Source organism: Streptomyces sp. NBC_00203 (assembly GCF_045206325.1).
In the GTDB taxonomy this organism is placed as follows: domain Bacteria; phylum Actinomycetota; class Actinomycetes; order Streptomycetales; family Streptomycetaceae; genus Streptomyces; species Streptomyces lutosisoli.
This window is the reverse complement of record NZ_CP108126.1, coordinates 10736273-10753529: the sequence shown is the minus strand read 5'-3', so window position 1 is coordinate 10753529 and position 17257 is coordinate 10736273. Positions and strand designations below refer to the sequence as shown.

Annotated in this window: 16 protein-coding genes and 4 pseudogenes; 8 read left to right on the top strand and 12 right to left on the bottom strand. The window is 70.3% G+C overall.

Annotated elements, in window-relative coordinates; all coding sequences use genetic code 11:
- Nucleotides 1–71: 71 nt before the first annotated feature.
- Together OG975_RS47740 and OG975_RS47735 are read right to left on the bottom strand one after the other, a co-directional pair.
- A complete protein-coding gene (locus OG975_RS47740) occupies nt 72–950 on the bottom strand; it encodes a hypothetical protein (RefSeq protein ID WP_406336062.1) in 879 nt (292 codons plus the stop codon).
- Nucleotides 947–1696, bottom strand: a complete 750-nt coding sequence (locus OG975_RS47735; RefSeq protein WP_406336061.1) for a MerR family transcriptional regulator — start codon at nt 1694–1696, stop codon at nt 947–949. The genes OG975_RS47740 and OG975_RS47735 overlap by 4 nt, the downstream gene beginning before the upstream one ends.
- A gap of 206 nt (nt 1697–1902) precedes the next feature.
- On the opposite strand from OG975_RS47735, the gene OG975_RS47730 reads away from it, so the two are divergent.
- Nucleotides 1903–2331, top strand: a complete 429-nt coding sequence (locus tag OG975_RS47730) for an ester cyclase (protein ID WP_406336060.1) — start codon at nt 1903–1905, stop codon at nt 2329–2331.
- A gap of 694 nt (nt 2332–3025) precedes the next feature.
- Here OG975_RS47730 and OG975_RS47725 read toward each other — a convergent pair.
- Complete coding sequence (locus tag OG975_RS47725; protein ID WP_406336058.1) at nt 3026–3745, bottom strand: hypothetical protein; 720 nt, start codon at nt 3743–3745, stop codon at nt 3026–3028.
- A 570-nt stretch (nt 3746–4315) separates the two neighbouring features.
- Here OG975_RS47725 and OG975_RS47720 point away from each other — a divergent pair.
- Nucleotides 4316–4546: pseudogene (locus OG975_RS47720) on the top strand (ISL3 family transposase); the annotation flags it as partial.
- A 54-nt stretch (nt 4547–4600) separates the two neighbouring features.
- A pseudogene (locus OG975_RS47715) lies at nt 4601–4900 on the top strand (ISL3 family transposase); the annotation flags it as partial.
- 136 nt (nt 4901–5036) lie between these two features.
- Here OG975_RS47715 and OG975_RS47710 read toward each other — a convergent pair.
- Both OG975_RS47710 and OG975_RS47705 read right to left on the bottom strand, forming a co-directional pair.
- The gene (locus tag OG975_RS47710; RefSeq protein WP_406336057.1) at nt 5037–5513 is read right to left on the bottom strand and encodes a nitroreductase family deazaflavin-dependent oxidoreductase; all 477 of its coding nucleotides are present in this window, start codon (nt 5511–5513) and stop codon (nt 5037–5039) included.
- Nucleotides 5514–5611: 98 nt separating this feature from the next.
- Nucleotides 5612–6646, bottom strand: coding sequence for an SDR family NAD(P)-dependent oxidoreductase (locus OG975_RS47705; protein ID WP_406336055.1), 1035 nt, complete (start codon nt 6644–6646; stop codon nt 5612–5614).
- Between the two features lie 329 nt (nt 6647–6975).
- On the opposite strand from OG975_RS47705, the gene uppS reads away from it, so the two are divergent.
- A complete protein-coding gene (gene uppS, locus OG975_RS47700; RefSeq protein WP_406336054.1) occupies nt 6976–8802 on the top strand; it encodes a polyprenyl diphosphate synthase in 1827 nt (608 codons plus the stop codon).
- Nucleotides 8803–8909: 107 nt separating this feature from the next.
- Here the strand turns inward: uppS and OG975_RS47695 are convergent, their stop codons facing one another.
- Both OG975_RS47695 and OG975_RS47690 read right to left on the bottom strand, forming a co-directional pair.
- Complete coding sequence (locus OG975_RS47695) at nt 8910–9743, bottom strand: ABC transporter permease (protein WP_406336053.1); 834 nt, start codon at nt 9741–9743, stop codon at nt 8910–8912.
- Nucleotides 9740–10345 (bottom strand): ABC transporter ATP-binding protein, encoded by a 606-nt coding sequence (locus OG975_RS47690; RefSeq protein WP_406336774.1) that lies wholly within the window; start codon nt 10343–10345, stop codon nt 9740–9742. Before OG975_RS47690 ends, OG975_RS47695 begins: the two co-directional genes overlap by 4 nt.
- A 385-nt stretch (nt 10346–10730) precedes the next feature.
- On the opposite strand from OG975_RS47690, the gene OG975_RS47685 reads away from it, so the two are divergent.
- A complete protein-coding gene (locus OG975_RS47685) occupies nt 10731–11084 on the top strand; it encodes a hypothetical protein (protein WP_406336051.1) in 354 nt (117 codons plus the stop codon).
- Nucleotides 11085–11189: 105 nt separating this feature from the next.
- Nucleotides 11190–12524, top strand: coding sequence for a hypothetical protein (locus tag OG975_RS47680; protein WP_406336811.1), 1335 nt, complete (start codon nt 11190–11192; stop codon nt 12522–12524).
- Nucleotides 12525–12627: 103 nt separating this feature from the next.
- Here OG975_RS47680 and OG975_RS47675 read toward each other — a convergent pair.
- A pseudogene (locus OG975_RS47675) lies at nt 12628–12885 on the bottom strand (transposase); the annotation flags it as partial.
- The gene (locus OG975_RS47670; RefSeq protein ID WP_406336773.1) at nt 12818–13291 is read right to left on the bottom strand and encodes a transposase family protein; all 474 of its coding nucleotides are present in this window, start codon (nt 13289–13291) and stop codon (nt 12818–12820) included. The pseudogene OG975_RS47675 and the gene OG975_RS47670, both read right to left, overlap by 68 nt.
- Nucleotides 13292–13555: 264 nt before the next feature.
- Between OG975_RS47670 and OG975_RS47665 the strand changes: the two are divergent.
- A pseudogene (locus OG975_RS47665) lies at nt 13556–13771 on the top strand (transposase family protein); the annotation flags it as partial.
- A 32-nt stretch (nt 13772–13803) separates the two neighbouring features.
- On the opposite strand, the gene OG975_RS47660 reads toward OG975_RS47665, so the two are convergent.
- From OG975_RS47660 to OG975_RS47650, 3 genes are all read right to left on the bottom strand, one after another.
- Nucleotides 13804–14379: a hypothetical protein gene (locus OG975_RS47660; RefSeq protein ID WP_406336050.1), complete on the bottom strand. Its 576-nt coding sequence runs from the start codon at nt 14377–14379 to the stop codon at nt 13804–13806.
- 142 nt (nt 14380–14521) lie between these two features.
- Nucleotides 14522–14977 (bottom strand): transposase, encoded by a 456-nt coding sequence (locus OG975_RS47655; RefSeq protein ID WP_406336049.1) that lies wholly within the window; start codon nt 14975–14977, stop codon nt 14522–14524.
- Nucleotides 14978–15131: 154 nt separating this feature from the next.
- Entirely contained in the window at nt 15132–15728 is a 597-nt protein-coding gene (locus OG975_RS47650) for a hypothetical protein (protein ID WP_406336048.1), read from the bottom strand.
- 1076 nt (nt 15729–16804) lie between these two features.
- On the opposite strand from OG975_RS47650, the gene OG975_RS47645 reads away from it, so the two are divergent.
- A complete protein-coding gene (locus tag OG975_RS47645; protein WP_406336047.1) occupies nt 16805–17218 on the top strand; it encodes a DDE-type integrase/transposase/recombinase in 414 nt (137 codons plus the stop codon).
- Nucleotides 17219–17257: the final 39 nt, after the last annotated feature.

Sequence of the window (17257 nt, the reverse complement as noted above, 5' to 3'; positions counted from 1 at the left end):
CGTTGAAGCACGGCTACATCAACGTGGGCGGCTGCGGCGGGCACCTGCCGTGCTGCCGCAGCGCCTCGGCCTCAGGGCCGGAGGGCGTCTGGAGGCCCGGCCGTGAGCGGGGACGTCCCGGCCACCCGTGTGACGGCGTCGTGGAGGTCCTTCGGGTCGTCCGCGTGCAGCCTGATCACGTTGACGAGGCGGGGCGCGCCGAGGAACTTCGGCGCGTTGACCGGTTCGGTCAGTGAGAGGGTGATGGAGGTCTGTGAGCCGATGGGCAGGTTCAGCTCGTCGTCCTTCTTCTCGTGAGTGAACCGTGTCTCGCGCCGGATGGAGGCGATCTGGTCGAGTGGCACGTGGACGTCGACGTGGGCTGCCTGCCGGACGCGCAGGGCACCGTCGGCCAGGACGTGTGGCCGGGTGACGGAGGCCGCGTGCACACCGAGGACGAACAGGACGGTGTAGACGTCCACGAACAAGAAGAAGGCGTGGACGACGGGCCAGTCCGTAAGCAGGTACGACAGGGCAACGGTCTCGACGACGCACGCGAACGTGAAGCCGTACATCATGAGGGCCTGGTCGCGGCCGTGTGAGAAGACCGCGTCGGCGCCGTTGACGCCATGCCGGCGGCGGGTGGCCCACCGGACCAGGCTCGCCATGATCCGCAGCTCGTGTCTGACGAACCGCAGCACGGGCTCGGGCACGAGCTGCGCGAGCGCCTCCCGCCGGGACAGCCCGTGCCGCCGCAGCCGCAGCCAGACGTGCGCCTCGGCGCCGAGCAGCACCAACAGGAGCAGCTTGCCGCCGAGCAGGACGGTGCCGGGTATCGGCACTCCGCTGATCAGGCAGACGGCCAGCACGAGCTGGCCGGGGAGCGCAATGCTGCGCAGCTTCCGCAGCGCCGGCCCCCGGACGGAGGCGGCGGGCTGGGGCAGAGCCGCCCGGATCTCCGGAGTCGTCATGATGGCCCTTCCTGTCGTTCCGTCACGAGTTCCATCGCACGGCGGACGGCCGCCGACTGGGCCGGGGCCAGGTCCGTGAAGATGCCGTCCGCCAGACCGCCGTCGTCGCTGTCAGGGAAATCCACCGCCAGGTCGTCGGGCAGAAGGGTTGCCAGCGCCGCCGCAGCATGGGCCACCCGCGGGTCGTCCGGCTCCTCGTCAGCGAGCGAGTCCAGCAGGCCGTACACCTGACCCGCGTGCTCCCTCATCCCGTGCAGCGCCGCCATCAGCGAGCCCCGCTTCTCCTCGGGGACCACGGCGTCGAGGAAGGCCAGGTGCTCCCGGTCCTGCACGGCCATCGGGGAGTCCGGCACCTCGCCGAGACCCGCCAGCAGCCTGGTGAGCTCCGGCGACACCGGACCCTCGGCGGGGAGCCGCCCGGCCCGCGCCTCGGCCAGCAGCCCGGCGAGCCGTGCCCGCCGCTCCCGGATGACCGCCTCCTGCCGTCCGAGGTCCTGGTCCAGCTCCTCCAGCACCTCCACCAGCTCCCGCCCCTCGTCATCCGCGAGGACGTCCCGCACCTCCTCAAGCCCGAGCCCGAGCTCGGTCAGCCGCCGGATCCGGGCGAGCAGGACAGCCTCCCGCATGCCGTACTCGCGGTAGCCGTTACTGCGCCGTACGGGCTCGGGCAACAGCCCGAGATGGTGGTAATGCCGCACGGCCCGCGGGGTGACCCCGACGAGGGCGGCGATCTCGCCGATTCGCATGAGCCCAGTAGAAACCCTGACGTCGCGGCAAGGTCAAGGGCGGCCTCAGCGGCGGGTGGCATGCCCGGCGCGACCGTGGTGGAGGGCGGCAGGGGGAGTCCGGCGACCTCCTTGACCCTGCCGCGACGTCAGGGTTTCTACTGAGCGGCATCCGGCCCGAAGCACTCACCGAGCTCGCGGGACGATCCCCCAGAGAGGACACCGAGATGAGCACCACCACCGAGAAGAACATGACCCTGATACGCACCGCGTACAAGCTTGTGGAGAGCGATGACCTCGACGCGGCCAAGCAGATGCTGACCGAGAACTTCATCGCCAACGTCCCCGGGAGCCCCGACCCGCTGCACGGCCGTAACATCTGGGGCCAGGGGACCAAGATCATGAAGGACGCCTTCCCTGACCTGAAGATCACTGTCCAGGACATGTTCGGCGTCGGCGACAAGGTGGCGGTACTGGTCCACTTCCAGGGCACGCATCAGGGCGCGTTCCAGCAGTTCGAGGCGACCGGCCGACAGGTCAGCTACCGGAGCGTCGAGGTCTACCGCTTCGAGGGCGACCAGATCGCCGAGGAGTGGGTCGCTCCGGACGTGCTCAGCCTCATGCAGCAGATCTCGCCCACCCTCGCCGGCCACTGACGCCGGCCGGTCCACCCGCCGCGTGCCAGGGATCCCGTTGGGTCGGCTACTTCTCTGCAGGACGGTCGGACGACGACGGTTCGGTGCTCACGAGCGCTGCCCCCCGCCGTCAAGGCCCGCGGCACACCGGCCGGGATCGCACCGCCTTCGGGACACCCGCAACGCGGGGCACCGGCGCAACAGCATCCCGCCAGAAGGGAAGACCCGGCCCGGGTAAACCAGCGGCACACGCCGCAACACATCTCCCGCCCGCCCCTCGCCGTCCTTCCCACCTCGCCGGTCCCTCCACTCCCCCCGGGTGCACGGCCCTCCCCCACACCCCGCAGACCGGCACAACCCGCATCCCCGATCAGCGAGCGGACCACCCCACACCCCCGGGAGGCGAAGGCCCAGACCATGCGGCCGCCCACGCCTTGCACCGGGCGCCGCATCCGGTGCCGTGTGCACGCACACGGCACCGAGGACGACAGCCCGGAAATCCACTGCCAGGGCAAGAGAACACCGCCAGGACCTTCCGGACACGAGCGCTCTCTCCTTCCAGGGGCCAAAAAAGCCGACAAGGCGGTGGGGTGAAGGCCTCAGCAGGCCTTCACCCCACCGCCTCGGGGCGTCGCGGCCCGGCCGTCACACACCCGTCCGGGCCATCAGCGAGAGCCGGTCAAAAGGCGTCACCGCCGTCACCGCCACCCCCGCTCTACCCGGCCGGGAGCGCCTCAGCAGGGGCCGGGGCAGGCTCCTCAGCAGCAGGGGCAGGGGCCTGGTCCACGGGGTCCGGAGCCGGGTCAGCCGGAGCCGGAACCTGGTCCACGGGATCCGGAGCCGGGTCCACAGGGTCCGGAGCAGGATCAGCCGGAGCCGGAACCTGGTCAGCCGGAGCCGGAGCCGGATCAGCGGGGTCCGGAGCCGGGTCAGCCGGGGCCGGGTCCGCGGGGTCCGGAGCAGGATCAGCCGGAGCCGGCTTGGGCTCATCCGGCATCTTCTCGACCTCGTCCTTGTCCTTCCAGTGGTCCTCGTCCTTGGTGTCCCAGTAGTGATCCTCGTGGTGCTTGTCCCAGTAGTGGTAGTCGTTGTGGGAGTCCCAGAAGTAGCACTTCTTGTGGTGCTCCACTACGTAGTAGACGTCGTAGTAGTCGTCCCAGTAGTACGTGTGGTGGCCGTCCCAGTAGAACTTGTGGTGCTTGTCCCAGCAGCCCTTCTTGTGCCCCTGGTGGTGCTTCTTCCAGCACTTGCCCTTGCCGTGCTTGTGCCCGGGGGTCATGGCCCCCACCGACGTTTCGGACATCGGGGCCGCCGTTGCGGCGGCGGCCGGCAGGATGACGCCTCCGGCGACCGCCACGGCCGACGCCACCACCGTCGCAAGGCCCAGCCGGCGCCTGGAACGGGCGTCCTTGTCATTGCGGGTCATACGGCTCACGATTCCTCCTGAAAAGGGAAAGGCACTTTCCGTGCCCCGGGTGCCTCGTTTTCTTTCCGGTGTTTCCGGTGAGGCCCGCACTTCAAGTAGGCCGGAATCACCGAACCCGGTCACGTTCCGAGGGCTCGGGACTTGACGGGTCCAAAGGCGCCGGGTAGGTGCCGCCGAGACAAACGTCAGAGGCCGCCTCCACGGCCGGGGAAGCCGCCTCCCGCCCCCGACAGCACCGGCACGCACACACCGCTCCAGCCCTCCTGCCCGCCGGCATGCGTGACGGGCAAGCCCAGCCGGACGCATGAAGCCCCGCCGGCCCCCGCGCGGCAGCCGCCGGCACACTCACCGCGCCACTGCCCCGCCCCGCACCCCGCGCACGGCGTCCCCGAGCGCGGACCAGACGGCCGGGGACGGCGCAGCCGACACCGGACCAACAACCGCGCCGCACCACTGAGGGGACACCTTCCACCGGCTGAAGCCGCGTGAGCGGCGGCGATTTTGGTTCTGGCCGCGATTCCGTGAATCCCCAGGTGAACAAGTGAGTGCGAGAACGTTTCTTGCGGAGATCCCCCTGGTATGGGGGTTGAGGCGATCGAGCATGTTCTGTTTCCTGGGATTGATGCGCAGGTCACGGCGGTGCACGCCGCCGCAGAGGGGGTCCTCGTCGAGGCGGCGGCCTGCGGTCGGCCACCGTACTGCCCCAGCTGCGGGTCTCCGGGGCGCCGGTGGCACTCCCGCTATCGGCGCCGCCTGACCGAACGCCCGTTGGCAGGGCACCCGTTGGCGATCTCCCTGCGGGTGCGGCGGTTCTTCTGCGAGCGGCCCGAGTGCAGGCGGCGGACGTTCGCCGAACGGGTTCGGGAGGCGGTCCGCCGGGCCCTGCCCGATGCGGTGCAGGTCAGCGACCGATGGCACATCTGGCAGAACCTCTGCGACCTGGCGCTGGCCGAGGTCCGCTCCCACAGCTCCTGCTGGGCCACCGTCAACCCGCCTCGCCCCGGAGGAGTCCGTGAGCAGACCTCCCGTGAACGGTGGCACCAGGTCCACGGCCTGCTCGGCAAGGGCGTGGGCCTCCTCGAAGGCGCCCGACGCCTCAACCTCGCACTCAACACCGTCAGGCGTTACACACGCACCTGGGAACCGGAGGCACTGCGCCGGGCGCTGACAGACACTCTGGACGGTGGTGGGGGCCATGCCGTCGTGACGGGGCGCGGAGGCAGCCACCGGCTCGTCCCTGGCTGGTGGCCGCCGAGGAGGAGCAGGCGATACGGCGGCGCGGCCCGGGAGAGCAGTGGCGCTACGGACTGCCGATAGCCGGGCTCAGCCGGAAGATGCGGATGTCGTGTGCGGCACGGCTGGCGTAGTGGTCGTAGACCGGAAGGATGCGCAGGAGCTCCGGGCGGATTGCACCGTGCTGGCTCGGGGGGAGGAGAGTGGCTTCGACGGCGCACTGGTGATCCCGGTGAGTGACGGTGCCTCGGGGGTGGTGGAGCAGGTTGGTGCTCCAGGCCGGGTGGTGCGGGCGGCCGAAGTTGGTTGCGGCGATCAGCCAGCTGCCGTCCGCGTACTTGTGGGCGCACAAGGGAGTGGTGTGCGATCTGCCGGTGCGGTGGCCGGTAGTGGTCAGGAGCACGGTGGGCAGCAGAAGACGGCTCGGCAGCAGCCGGCCGCCGGTGAGGCGATGGCCGGCCACATCGAGCCGAGGCAGCAGACAGGGGGCCAGGGCGAGGAAAAGGCGCGTACGGCCCGCCCGTGCGGCCCACGGGTGGATCATGTCGGATGCTCCCTGTCGGTCGGGACGAGTCGGCGGCGCCAGAGGCTCCCGCCCGAGGAGGGGCCGACGGGTGTGAACAGCCGGCTTGTCGGGCTGCTTCATGGTCCTGTCGAAAGCTCGGGCTTGTGTGGCGCGGGCGGGGCGGCGGGGTAGGCGACGCCTGTCAGCTGCTTCGACAGCTGCCAGAGCCGATCAGCTGCTGCTGCGGATGCCGTCGATGGTGCGGCTCGGACGTGGACGGCCGGTCCCGACAGCTCGAGGTAACCACCGGGCCCGAAGAAGTCGCCGGCCTGCGCAGTGGGGTCGGTGGACGCTCTCAAGATGGGCAGGGCGGCTTCGGTGGGACTGTGCCAGCGGCGCTGCAGATGCTCCAGCAGGCGGGCCTCGGCGTGGCGGCCTGACTCTCGCAGGGCGCGTGAGCCGAGGCTGGTGTGCACGAGTCCCGGGTGAGCGGACACGGCTGTCAGTGGTACTCGGGCAGCGCGTGCCCAGGTGTCCAGGCCGTGCGTGAAGAGCAGGTTGGCGGCCTTGGAGGCGAAGTAGGCGCCCCACCGGTGGTATCGGGCCGGCCGGTGCGGTGTCACAGGATCGAGTCGGCCGAGCCAGTGCAGGACCGAGGACACCGTGACCACCCGGGGTGCGGGAGTGCGCAGCAGAGCAGGCATCAGGTGGCCGGTGAGGGCGTAGTGGCCGAGGTGGTTGACCGCGAAATGTGCCTCGAACCCGCTGGGCGTGCAGGTCGGTGACAGAGCGGCAACGCCCGCGTTGTTGACCAGGATGTCGACACGGCCGTCCGTCAGTTCCCCGATGCGGCCCGCTGCGGTCCCGATGTCGTCGAGGTCGGCGAGATCCACCGGCACCGCTGATACGTGCCGCGGGGTGGCCCGGCGGCACAGTTGGCGGGCGGCGGACTCGGTTTCGTCTGCGCCGCGTGCGACGAGCACCACATGCGCCTCTCTCGCGGCCAGTTGCTCGGCGAGAGCGAGTCCCACGCCCGAGCTGCCGCCGGTGAGGACCGCGGTGAGACCGGTGAGCCGCGGCACGTCGGCGTACCCCCACCCCGACGGGTCGGTTCCCCTCCGCAGCCAGGGCAACGGTGCGCGGCGGCGCGGTGAGTCAGGAATCCACGGCATGGCTGGCACCTGGATGACCGGTGGGGGAACGGCGGGCTCCCCGCTCAACGCGGCCGACCGGCCCAGGGACACGGCTGCAGGGATGGGGCTGCTTGCATGTCCGGCGCAGACACCTCCGCCAAGGGAGCACGCGGCCGGGTGGTCGTACGCAAAGCTACGGCGCGCCCGGCCCGCGTACGAGCATGCCGGAGAGCGGGGCGGGCTGCCGCGACATCCCCGGTGGCCGGGGAGGTGCGCTTTCAGGTGAACGATGACGATCAGCCGTAGCGCGGCGGCAGGAAACCCGTTGGAAAAGCCGGAGAACTGATCAGACGGCTGGAAGGAACCCCGTGCCACGGCTGGGAGAAGGCGCGCCGGCCGGCGCGGGCGAGGACGCCGATGTCCGGGCGGCCTACCGCGCCTGCCGAAGGATCGTGCGCGAGGCACACTCGGCGGAGTACGCACTCCTGCACCTGATGCCACCACAGATCCGGCCGGCCTGCTGGGCGCTTTACGCGGCCTTCCACACCGCTGACGGGCTGATCGACACCACCGAAGGAACCCCCGCTCAGCGGTCCGAGCACCTTGCCGCCTGGACGGCGGCCCTGCGCACCGAGGCGGATCATGGACGCAGCCGTGACCCGGTGCGCCGGGCACTCGTGGACACGGTCCGGCGGTGGGAGATCGACCTGGACGATCTCCAGGAGTCGCTGTCCGCCCTTGCCGCGGACGCGGACGGCACCGCCCCGGCGACGTGGCACGACTGGCGTGCACGGGTGAAGTCACAGAACACCGGCTGGGTGGGACAGTTCCTGCGGCTCCTGGAGCGCTGCGGCGTCCGCTTTCCGGTAGATCTCGGGCAGCTGGCTGCGGTCTCCGGCTTCCTCGACGGCCTGTACCTGACCGACACCCTCGCCGACCTGGCCGACGACGTGAACCGCGGAACCCTGACCCTGCCGACGGAAGTTCTCAACCGTTTCCCCGGCGCCGGCAGTGACCTGCCGGCGCGGCACTTCAGCCCCGGTGTCCAGGCGCTGGTCGCCCATCTCCTGCAACGGGCCCGGCAGAGTCTCAACGACGGCCATGACGAGCTGCGCCACCATCTGCACCCAGGTGCCGACATCCTGCTCCAGTCCATCGTCGCCTTGTTCCGCGCCCGCCTGGACGTGGCCGAGAAAAGCGGGGCCGCCATCCTGCAACACCCCTGCGAGCCCGATCGGCTGACGCGATGGCGCATCATGGCCCCCGCGCGCTTCAAGGCGTTCCTGCTGTGGCGCCTGGTCCCGCTCCATACGCCGCCGGCTGCCCGTCCCCAAGCAGGAGTGCCTCAACAGCGCACACCCGGATCCCCGCAGCCACGGTCCACCACGGTCACCGTGCCGGCGGTGCCCGTGCCCGCTCATCCCAGCGGGGCACTCCCCCCGGCCATCGACCGCGATCGCCTGCCCCACCACGTGGCGATCATCATGGACGGCAACGGCCGGTGGGCGGCCGGCCGCGGCCAGCCGCGCACGGCGGGCCACACGGCCGGCGTCCGTGTGCTTCGCGACATGGCCATGGGAGCGCTGGAGATCGGACTGGCCCACTTGTCCCTCTACACCTTCTCCACCGAGAACTGGAACCGTTCCGCCGACGAGGTCTTTCACATTTTCCGCGTACTCGGCGACGAGTTGGAGGACGGCTGGATCCTGCGGCACGACATCCGGCTGCGCTGGATCGGCGACGCGCAGCGAGTCCCCTGCGACCTCGCCGCCAAGATTCGTGACCAAGAGGCGGCCACCCGTCACCGCACCGGACTGACGCTCAACCTCTGCCTGGACTACGGCGGCCGCACCGAACTCGCACGGGCCGGCAGCGCCATCGCACGCGCCGCACGAACCGGTGACCTCACCCACGGTGACATGACCGAGCGGGACTTCGCGCGTTACCTTCCCTACCCCGAAATGCCCGACGTCGATCTGCTGTGGCGCACCGGTGGCGAGCAGCGGCTGTCCAACCTTCTGCCCTGGCATGCCAGTTACGCCGAACTGCACTTCACCTCCGAGCTCTGGCCGCAGGTGGACCGACGCGACCTCTGGCAGGTGATCAGCGACCACACGCACCGTCGCCGCCGCTACGGCACAGCCACCTCGCCCGACGCGCCGCCCGCCGCCCGCACAGAGACTGAGATCACGTAGCAGGAGGCACGACGCGGCCTCGGAACCGCACGACAACCACAGCACGCGCCATCCCGAACGAGCGGTGGATGAGGAGGCGACCGCTCCTCGTAAGGAGGCCGTGAGGATCAGACCTCTGTCTCCTCCACGCAGCTCCGGACGGTCTGCTCGGGCAGCCGCCGGTGAGGGTGGCTGGGATCGAGGGACAAGGTGTTGCGTGTGCGTCGCTGGAAGGCGAGGAGGCCGATCAGGGCGGCACCGGTGAACCACAGGAGCTGGACGGCGAGATAGCGGGGCAGCGCGGTGTCGGAGAACCCAGCGGCGGTGCTTGCCTGCACGGCGCCGTATGAGGGCAAATAGCGCACGACGGTGCTGTCGGACCCGGAGCTGGCGATGGGGTTCTGCAGGCACACATCGACAACGCTGATCATGACGATGGTGAACATGCCTTCGACCTCTCGGCGCAGCAGGGAGCCGAGAGCGACCCCGACGGCGCCGTAGGTCAAGGCGGCGCAGAACAGGGCCGCGGCGAGGAGAAACGGCTGCCGCGGCGCCCACAAGCAGTACGTGACAGCGGCGGCGTAGACGGCGACGGCGCCCGATGCCAGGACAAGAGCGCTGATCTTGGCAACGACAAGGTGGCTGCGCGGGTACCCGGCCATAGCCAGACGACGGTCGAAATGACCGCCGGAGAAAGCGGCCGCGAACATCATGAACCCGATGATGAGCGTGACGGCGTTGAGAGCGCCGGTGATCTCGGTCAGCTGGTTGCCGGCGGGCCTCAGAAGCTGCCCGGTGGCCCTCAGACGGAACTCGACCCGCGCGCTGGGTACCGACAGGTAAGCCAGGACGGTCCACAGGGGAATGAACCCGGCGACCAGCACCATGGCAAACCGGTTACGCAGGTGTTCGGCCACCGTGTAACGGGTGGCGGTGACCAGCAGTTGGCCATGCCGCCTCATGCCGACATCATGGGCTGCTGGTGCAGCAGGCCGCCGTTCAGCCGCCACAGCTCGTCCAGGCGCTCGGTGTCGTAGGCGAGGTGGGAGACCACCAGGACGGAGCGTCCGCTCTCCCGCAGGAACGCGGCCAGGTCCCAGAAGCGTTGGTAGGTGTCCCAGTCGAAGCCCTGGTAGGGCTCGTCCAGCAGCAGCACCTGCGGGTCGTGCATCAGCGCCAGCGTGAGATTCAGTTTCTGCCGGGTGCCGCCGCTGAGTGTGCCGGCGAGTTCGTCGGCGTACTCGTGAAAGTGCAGCCTCTCCATCACTTCCTCGGCCCTGCGCATGTCCGTAAGGCCGTAGGCGGTCTTGAAGAACTGCAGGTGCTGACGGACGGTGAGGGCACCGTTGAGGACGGCTGCCTGGGGGCAGTACCCGAACCTGCCGCTGTGGCGGATCGTGCCGCGAACGGGCCGCAGCTCTCCTGAGAGGATTTTCAACAGCGTGGTCTTGCCTGCCCCGTTCTCCCCGACGATGCCGGCCAGCACACCAGAACGCAGCTGCAGACTCACACCGCACAGCACCACCCGCCGACGATAGGCGTGGTGCACACCGCAGACTTCCATCACAGTCCCTTCGAACCTCTCGTCGATCTTCATGCCTAACGACCTTCCTGGAGGCGAGGTACGGCATCGGCGGGAGGTCAGCGGCGAGCATCCGCGCCTCACCGGCGCCCGGTCCGGGCTGAGCTGACCGGACTGGCGCTGCAAGCGCTTTGCCGACGACAAGGCCCATGTACCCGTACGTGAGGATGGGGGGAGCGGGCGACCTGGCGCTCCTGCCTCGCGTTGGCGAAGTGCGCCTCGCTCGCCCTGGTGGCAGCCGCGGTCGCCGTCTACGCCACCGCCTGGATGAACCTGTTCTGGCAGACTGTTCAGCCCGCCGTGTTCGCCGCGGGGATGTTCACCGGCGCCCTGATCTACGGCGGCATCGCCCATCGTGCTCGCGGCCGTGGTGCGCAACGAGCCGGCCGGAATGTTCCTGACCATCCTGATCAGCTCCACCGACCTGCTGCTGCAGAACTCCCTGATCAACGCGAACGCGGACAGCGCCATCGTGGCTACCTGCCGACGCAAGGGGCAGTGCAGACCGCGGTGGCGGCCGTGGGCTGCACGTCATGCCCTGGAGCTGTCTGCTGCTGGGCACCGGATGGGCTCTGTCACCGCAGGGCTGGGCATTACCGCCTTCGCCGCCCGCACCCGCACCCGCACCCGCACCCGCACCCGCACCCGCACCCACCGCATGGTCTCGCGGACATCCCAGGAGTCGATGCCCGGCCAGGCGGAAACCGCCCTGGTGTCCTGAAAGCCCGGCTCGCAGGCATCCACGTGACCAGCCCTGTCCGGCCTCGTTGAGAGAGGGGGTGCTCATCCACCCACGCCGGAAAATCGTCACGGCAGGAGCTTCGGGATGACCAAGCGGTCCGCAGAAGCGGCAAAGCACGGAATCACGGCGGCGGCGACAAACGTGACAGGGAGCCGCACTTTCCTCGCCCCCACCCCCGCCGATCTCATCCTGCGAGACGTCGAACGGCACGCAGAGCACCCGGACGCTCTGTCCAACACCGGAGTGATGCTGCACCTGACCGGTGCCGTGCCCGACCTGGCCGAGCTGCGCCACCACGTCGCCGCGCGCCTGGCAGACCTTCCCTGTCTGACGCACGTCCTGGACAGGCGCGGGCCGACGGCACGATGGAAGTCCGCCGCCCCGGAAATGGACCACCACATCCAGGCACAGCGCGTCGACGCGGGACCGGAACCTCTCGACGCCGCAATGCGGCGCCTCCTACGGGAACCTTGGCCCGAGGCAGTTCCCACCTGGCGACTGATCCTGCTCCACGGGCATGTCCCCGACGGATTCGTCCTGTTGTACCTCACCCATCACGCACTGCAGGACGCCGGCAGCATCCTCGCGGTGCTCGAGGCCCTGTTCGGGCCACCGATGGGCGCCGAGCAGTCCACAGCGGTGGCCCGAGGAGTCCCCCATGCACACCGGCTTCGTCCGGGACAGGTCCTGCGAAGCACCATGACGCTGCTGCGGCGCGCCGGCAAACACCACCGGTGGAGCTCACCGGCACACCCACTGTCCAGCCGCCGCCACCTCATGTTGACCCACGCACCCGCGGCGTGGCTGCGGACAACGGCACGCGCCGGCGACGCCAGCACCAACGACGTCAATCTAACGGCCCTCGCCGACGCGGTCGCGGAGTGGGCGCAAGCCGCATGGCCCCGCGCTGCCGACCTCCCCATCCCCGTCATGATCCCCATCAACCTCCGCACAGCCGAAGAAGTGACAGCCCCCGGCAATCGCCTGTTCCTGGCCCGTATCGACCTGCCAGGCGGCACCATGCCACTCCTCCAACGGCTGGGACACACACGCACGCTCACCCACCCACTGAAGTCGACGGAGCACAAGGCAGTACTCCGCGCGATTCTCACTCGGCTCCCCATGTGGCCGTTTCAGCGTCTGGTGGCACTGATGACCGCCCCTGGCCGGCTCACGCTCGGCGCCTCCTACGTCGTCGTGCGTCACCGTCTGCGCTACGGCGACGCGGAGGTGAACCGCCTCGATCCCCTGGTCGTGTGCCCGCCAGGTGCGCCCATGACGGTTGCCGTGTTCGTCTACGGAAACGAGGCGAGTGCGTGTTTCCGCATCGACGAAGCACTCCCCGGTGCAGAAAGCCTCCCCGCACGCTGGCGGCAGGCCCTCGAAGACATGGCCACCGCGGCCCAGCCTGCGGACTGACGCTCCGGCCGCTGCCGTACAGGGAGGAGATAGTCCACGGCGCGCAGCACATCATCTGGCGCCGAATCCACGCGCGGCACCCTACCGGCCCCTGCTCGACCGCGGAGGAGAGGTTGTTGAGCAAATGCCAGCGGTCGGCGATCTCCTGGGCGCCTGGCGCTGCTTGGCGCACGGCACTGGAGTAGGCGCTGGCCCGGTCCCTGCAGATGATCTCCGCGCCGGGCTGTTCGCGCAGCCAGGCGGCGAAGGTCGCCGCATCCCGGTCGGGCAGGACGTACACCACCCGGGCCGCCTCAATGTCGACCAGGACAGTGCCGTAACGCCAGCCCTTGCGGAAGGCGAACTCGTCGACTCCCAACACCCGAGGCGCCTGCTCGGGCACCGCCCGGGGCCGTGAGCAGCCCCAACAGGTGGGTACGACCGGTGGGCAACAGGAGGACCTGGCATAGGCGTTCACCGGGACGACCGCCCAGGAACGTCGCGATGGGCTCCATCCATCGCCGCAGGCCAACGCTGTGGCAACGGTACCGCTCACTCAGATCCGGGACCTGCTCGACGAACGTCCGCCGGCCGCACGAAGCCCGCTCACAGAAGAACCGGCGCACACTGAGCCAGATCGCCAACGGCCGCCCCACCACAGGGCGTTCGGCTACCCGGCGCACGTACCGCGAGTGGACGCGACGTCCCGGCCAGCCGCAGTCCGGACAGACTGGTGGCCGCCCGCACGACGACGCCTCGACAGCGACTCTCTCCGCGGTGACGTGCACCGCGGTGACACGCACATCGATCCAACGCGGCGCCGTCGTTCACACATGGAGCGGCGCAGACGGATCACCGGCTGGACACAGTCCGCCCAGCGGCCGGACATGGACTGGGCGGAGGTGGACGGGTCTTTGGGAGGACGGTCTGCTCATTGAGCTCTTTCAGCGTGGCCGCTGATCGGGTGACGGCGGCATGGCACGCAACGGACGAGGCTCCCACGCCGTTGAGGGAGGTGTTCGAAGTCTCAACCCATCGGCACAGGAGCCTCGCTGGTTCCCCATCCTGCCGCACTCGGCCTCCCGCACACCCTGGTCGGGTGGGTCACCATGCTCATCGTCTTGCTCATCGTCACCCCCGGGGTTGACCGCCGCCGCAAGCTCCCGCCGCACCAGCGTGCACCGGTCGCCCTGGTGCACCTGCACCAGTACGACACCCTCGCCCGGACAGCCGCCGGCTTCGGCATCTCGGCGGGGACCGCCCGGGCCGCCGGCGCGGCGGCGGCACGAGATGGTCGGCCTCAGCCGGCTCCCCCGTTGCCGCCGCGCCCGCCCTGGCCGCTGCTCTGGCAGCCTGCGCCGATGCAGATCCCGCCGTTGCCGCCCCGGCCGCCCCTGCCGCCGTCGCCGGAGCCCACCGCGTCCCCGCCGTTGCCGCCGCTGCCCCCGTTGGCGCTGCCGTTGCAGATCCCGGCGCAGATCCCGCCGTTCCCGCCGTCCGTCCCGCCCATGCCCGGACCGCCGGCCGTGCCGTTGCCGCCGTTGGCGCTGCCGTTGCAGATCCCGGCGCAGATCCCGCCGCCCGTGCCGCTGGTCCCGTTGACCGTTCCGTTGCACTGGCCCGCGCACACCCGGTCACCGATACGGACGCTGCCGCCTCCCACCTTGATGCTGCCGAACCCTCCGGTGCCGCCGCCCGGCTGCGTGCCCCCGCCGTCCGCGGCCGGCAGATCCCGGGCGGCCTGCGCCGTGGCCGCATGCCCCTGCGGCATCGGCGCCGCCATCGCGGCCGGCGCCAGCGCGCCGGCCGCCAGACCAGCGGTCAGGGCAGTCGAGACCGTGAGACCGAGACGGATTTTCCAAGAGCGCATACGCATGAAATTCTCCCTTCCCGAAGAATTCGTTTCCGTGACGCGGTTTCCCTTTTCCGCCTCTCCCCCGGTCCGTCCGCGAGGACAGGTGCGGAAGAGGCCACCGGGCGGGCCCTGTATCGAGGAGACCGGCCCGGTCTAAGGCCCCTCAGGAGCCGAAGAGGAAGTTCACCCCCATCAGCGCGGCCCAGTCACCGTCGCGGAACTGCTTGACCCAGGTGTCGATCTCCTTTTCAGAGACCTTGTACTTCTTGGCGACCTCGGCCTTCTTCGCCTGACCGGACTCCACCGCCATCACGATCCGTACCTTGTCGATCACCGTGAGCTTCGATGCGGGCTTGTCAGGCAGAGCGCCGAACCGCAAGCAGGACGTGCCGGGCTTGCCGGGCTCACCCGGCCGGCCGGGCTCACCGCCCCTGCCGCCTTCCCCGCCCTCCCCGCCTTCTCCGCCCTTCCCGCAGTGGGAGGACTGGTCGGCCAGGACCACGCGGGTGGTGGCCGCCGTGGCACTCGGCGATGCCTGCGCGGCACACGCGGTGCCGGTGGCCAGGGCCACCGAGGCCACCGCCAGGATGAGCGGACGCTGCCAGAGCCTTCTGGACATGGGGGTTCTCCGTTTCCGTCACGAGGTGAAATCTGAGGGAGGTGAGGGGGTTGGGGGGTGGGGGGTGGAGGCCGCTTTGACCTCCACCCCGTCGGGGCGGGCCACCAGGGCCCGGACGCCGCAGCCCCTATTCGGGGCTGCCGGCGCTAGAGCGTCAGAAGATGCTGCTGCCTCCGGCACCACCACCGCCGCCCAGGCCGCCGAAGAGACCACCGAGGCCGCCCTTGCCGCCCTTGCCGCCGTTGCCGCCCTGGAAGACACCGTCGCCGCCGTTGCCGCCCTTGCCGCCGTTGCCGCCCTGCAAGACGCCGTCGCCGCCGCCACCGCCACCGCCGGCGTTGCCGCCGAACAGGCCGGTGCCTCCGTTGCCGCCCTTGCCGCCGTTGCCGCCGACGACACCTTCGCCGCCGCCACCGCCGCCGCCACCGGCGCCGCCGGACAGGACACCGCTGCCGCCGTTGCCGCCCTTGCCGCCGTCACCGCCGGTGCCCAGGACGCTGCCGCCACCAGAGCCCCCGGAGCCGCCGCCGCCGCCGATGAGGCCGCCGCCGCCATCCCCTCCGTCACCGCCGACGCCGCCGCCGTGAACGAAGCTCACAACGTGCGAGGCCGGCATCGGGGCGGCCATCGCGGAGGACGCCGGAAGGAGAATGCCCCCCGAGATCACCGCGGCCGAGGCGAAGAGCGTCGCAAAACGCAGGCCACGCCGCCGGGAACGGACATCACTGTGGGTGTGAACATTACGAGTCATGGAATTTCTCCTAGCAATACAGAGGGGCCCATAGACGCGCCCCAGGAATTCTGGACCATGGCCGGCGGACCGGATATCGACCGGAACCGCCACACCGGAACAACTACGGATCGGTGAAAGCGATAACCTTGGTGAGGATTTCCGCCGTACCCTGCTGCCTCATTTCCTTTCCGGTGAGGCCCGCACTTCAAGTAGGCCCCGCACACCCGCCACGGTCACGCTCCGACATGTCGTGGCTTGACCAAGCCGCACACATCAGGTAAAAGCCCACAAAAACGCCGCCGGTGAACACGCACACCCCACCCCGCCACCTGCCTCGGGCGGAATTCAGCGAGCTCCGGCTCCCGCGCGGTGACAGCCCCGTCCGTGCGGCGTCCGACGGCGTTCAGGCATCCCGCCCCGCCCCTGCCCCGCCGGCCACGACCACGGGCTGCGCGCGGTGAAGCCCCCCCCCCCCTGATCCTGGACACCGGGAGACCGGGAGACCGGGATCCGAGGTTCCACAGGAAGCAGTGCCAGGCGGGAAGCACATACACGAAGCGGTACCCGGATGAGTACCAGCGCGACACGATCGAGCCGGCGCGGCCGCCGGGCCGGACGGCGACCGAGGCCGCCCAGGAGCCCGGGACCAGCCCGGAGCCCTTGCGAGGCCGGGCGGAGAAGGCCAGCGCTGCCGAGGGCGCCGGGTTGGCGCCGGGCGTCGCGCGGCACCAACCCGGCGCGGATGACCGGGACCAGGAGCTGAAGCGGTTGCGGAAATTCAACTCCGAGCAGGCGAAGACGATCGAGATCCTGAAAAAGCGACCGCCTTCCTCGCGAAGGAGAGCGACCGGTGAGCGCGACATGCCGGTTCACCCATGCGGAGAAGGCCAACTACACGGTCACGCTGCTGTGCAAGGTGATGAAGACGGCCCGCTCGACGCACTACGCCCAGGTGGCCGGCTGCCAGGCCCGGGAAGAGCGGTGGCGGGCGGACGAGACCCTGGCGCACGAGATCACGGTGATCCACGTCGCGTCCCGGGGCACCTACGGCATCCCCCCGCAGCACCGCCGAACTGCGCCACCAGGCACGGCTGGTGAACCGCAAGCGGGTGGCGCCCGTCATGCGGAAGCACCGGATCGCCGGGGCCGGCCGCCGCACCGGCCGCCGCAGTCCGGCCAGGGCCGACACCAAGGCCGCCCCGTCTGCCGATCCGATCGGCCGGGACCTCACCGCCGCCCACCCCGGCACGAAGGCCGTCGGAGACATCACCTGCATCCCCACCGGCGAAGGCCGGCTCCACCCCGCCTCCTGGCCGGACCCGGCCACCCGTGAGGTGACCGGCTACCCGATGGCCGGCCACCACCGCGGCGACCAGGTCGCCGACGCCCTCGACACGGCCGCCGGCCCCGGCCGCCCGGAACCCGGCCGCGTGATCCACAGCGACCGCGGGCCGGAGTACACCTCCGTTCAATTCCGCACCCGTACAACCAAGTCGGGACACCGGTAGAGCACGGGACGAACCGGAAGCTGTCTCGACAACGCCGCC

Coding starts and splice junctions, on each gene's coding strand:
- OG975_RS47740 (WP_406336062.1), bottom strand. CDS start 950: ATGACGACTCCGGAGATCCGGGCGGCTCTGCCCCAGCCCGCCGCCTCC.
- OG975_RS47735 (WP_406336061.1), bottom strand. CDS start 1,696: ATGCGAATCGGCGAGATCGCCGCCCTCGTCGGGGTCACCCCGCGGGCC.
- OG975_RS47730 (WP_406336060.1), top strand. CDS start 1,903: ATGAGCACCACCACCGAGAAGAACATGACCCTGATACGCACCGCGTAC.
- OG975_RS47710 (WP_406336057.1), bottom strand. CDS start 5,513: ATGATCCACCCGTGGGCCGCACGGGCGGGCCGTACGCGCCTTTTCCTC.
- OG975_RS47705 (WP_406336055.1), bottom strand. CDS start 6,646: ATGCCGTGGATTCCTGACTCACCGCGCCGCCGCGCACCGTTGCCCTGG.
- OG975_RS47695 (WP_406336053.1), bottom strand. CDS start 9,743: ATGAGGCGGCATGGCCAACTGCTGGTCACCGCCACCCGTTACACGGTG.
- OG975_RS47690 (WP_406336774.1), bottom strand. CDS start 10,345: ATGGAAGTCTGCGGTGTGCACCACGCCTATCGTCGGCGGGTGGTGCTG.
- OG975_RS47680 (WP_406336811.1), top strand. CDS start 11,190: ATGACCAAGCGGTCCGCAGAAGCGGCAAAGCACGGAATCACGGCGGCG.
- OG975_RS47660 (WP_406336050.1), bottom strand. CDS start 14,379: ATGCGTATGCGCTCTTGGAAAATCCGTCTCGGTCTCACGGTCTCGACT.
- OG975_RS47655 (WP_406336049.1), bottom strand. CDS start 14,977: ATGTCCAGAAGGCTCTGGCAGCGTCCGCTCATCCTGGCGGTGGCCTCG.
- OG975_RS47650 (WP_406336048.1), bottom strand. CDS start 15,728: ATGACTCGTAATGTTCACACCCACAGTGATGTCCGTTCCCGGCGGCGT.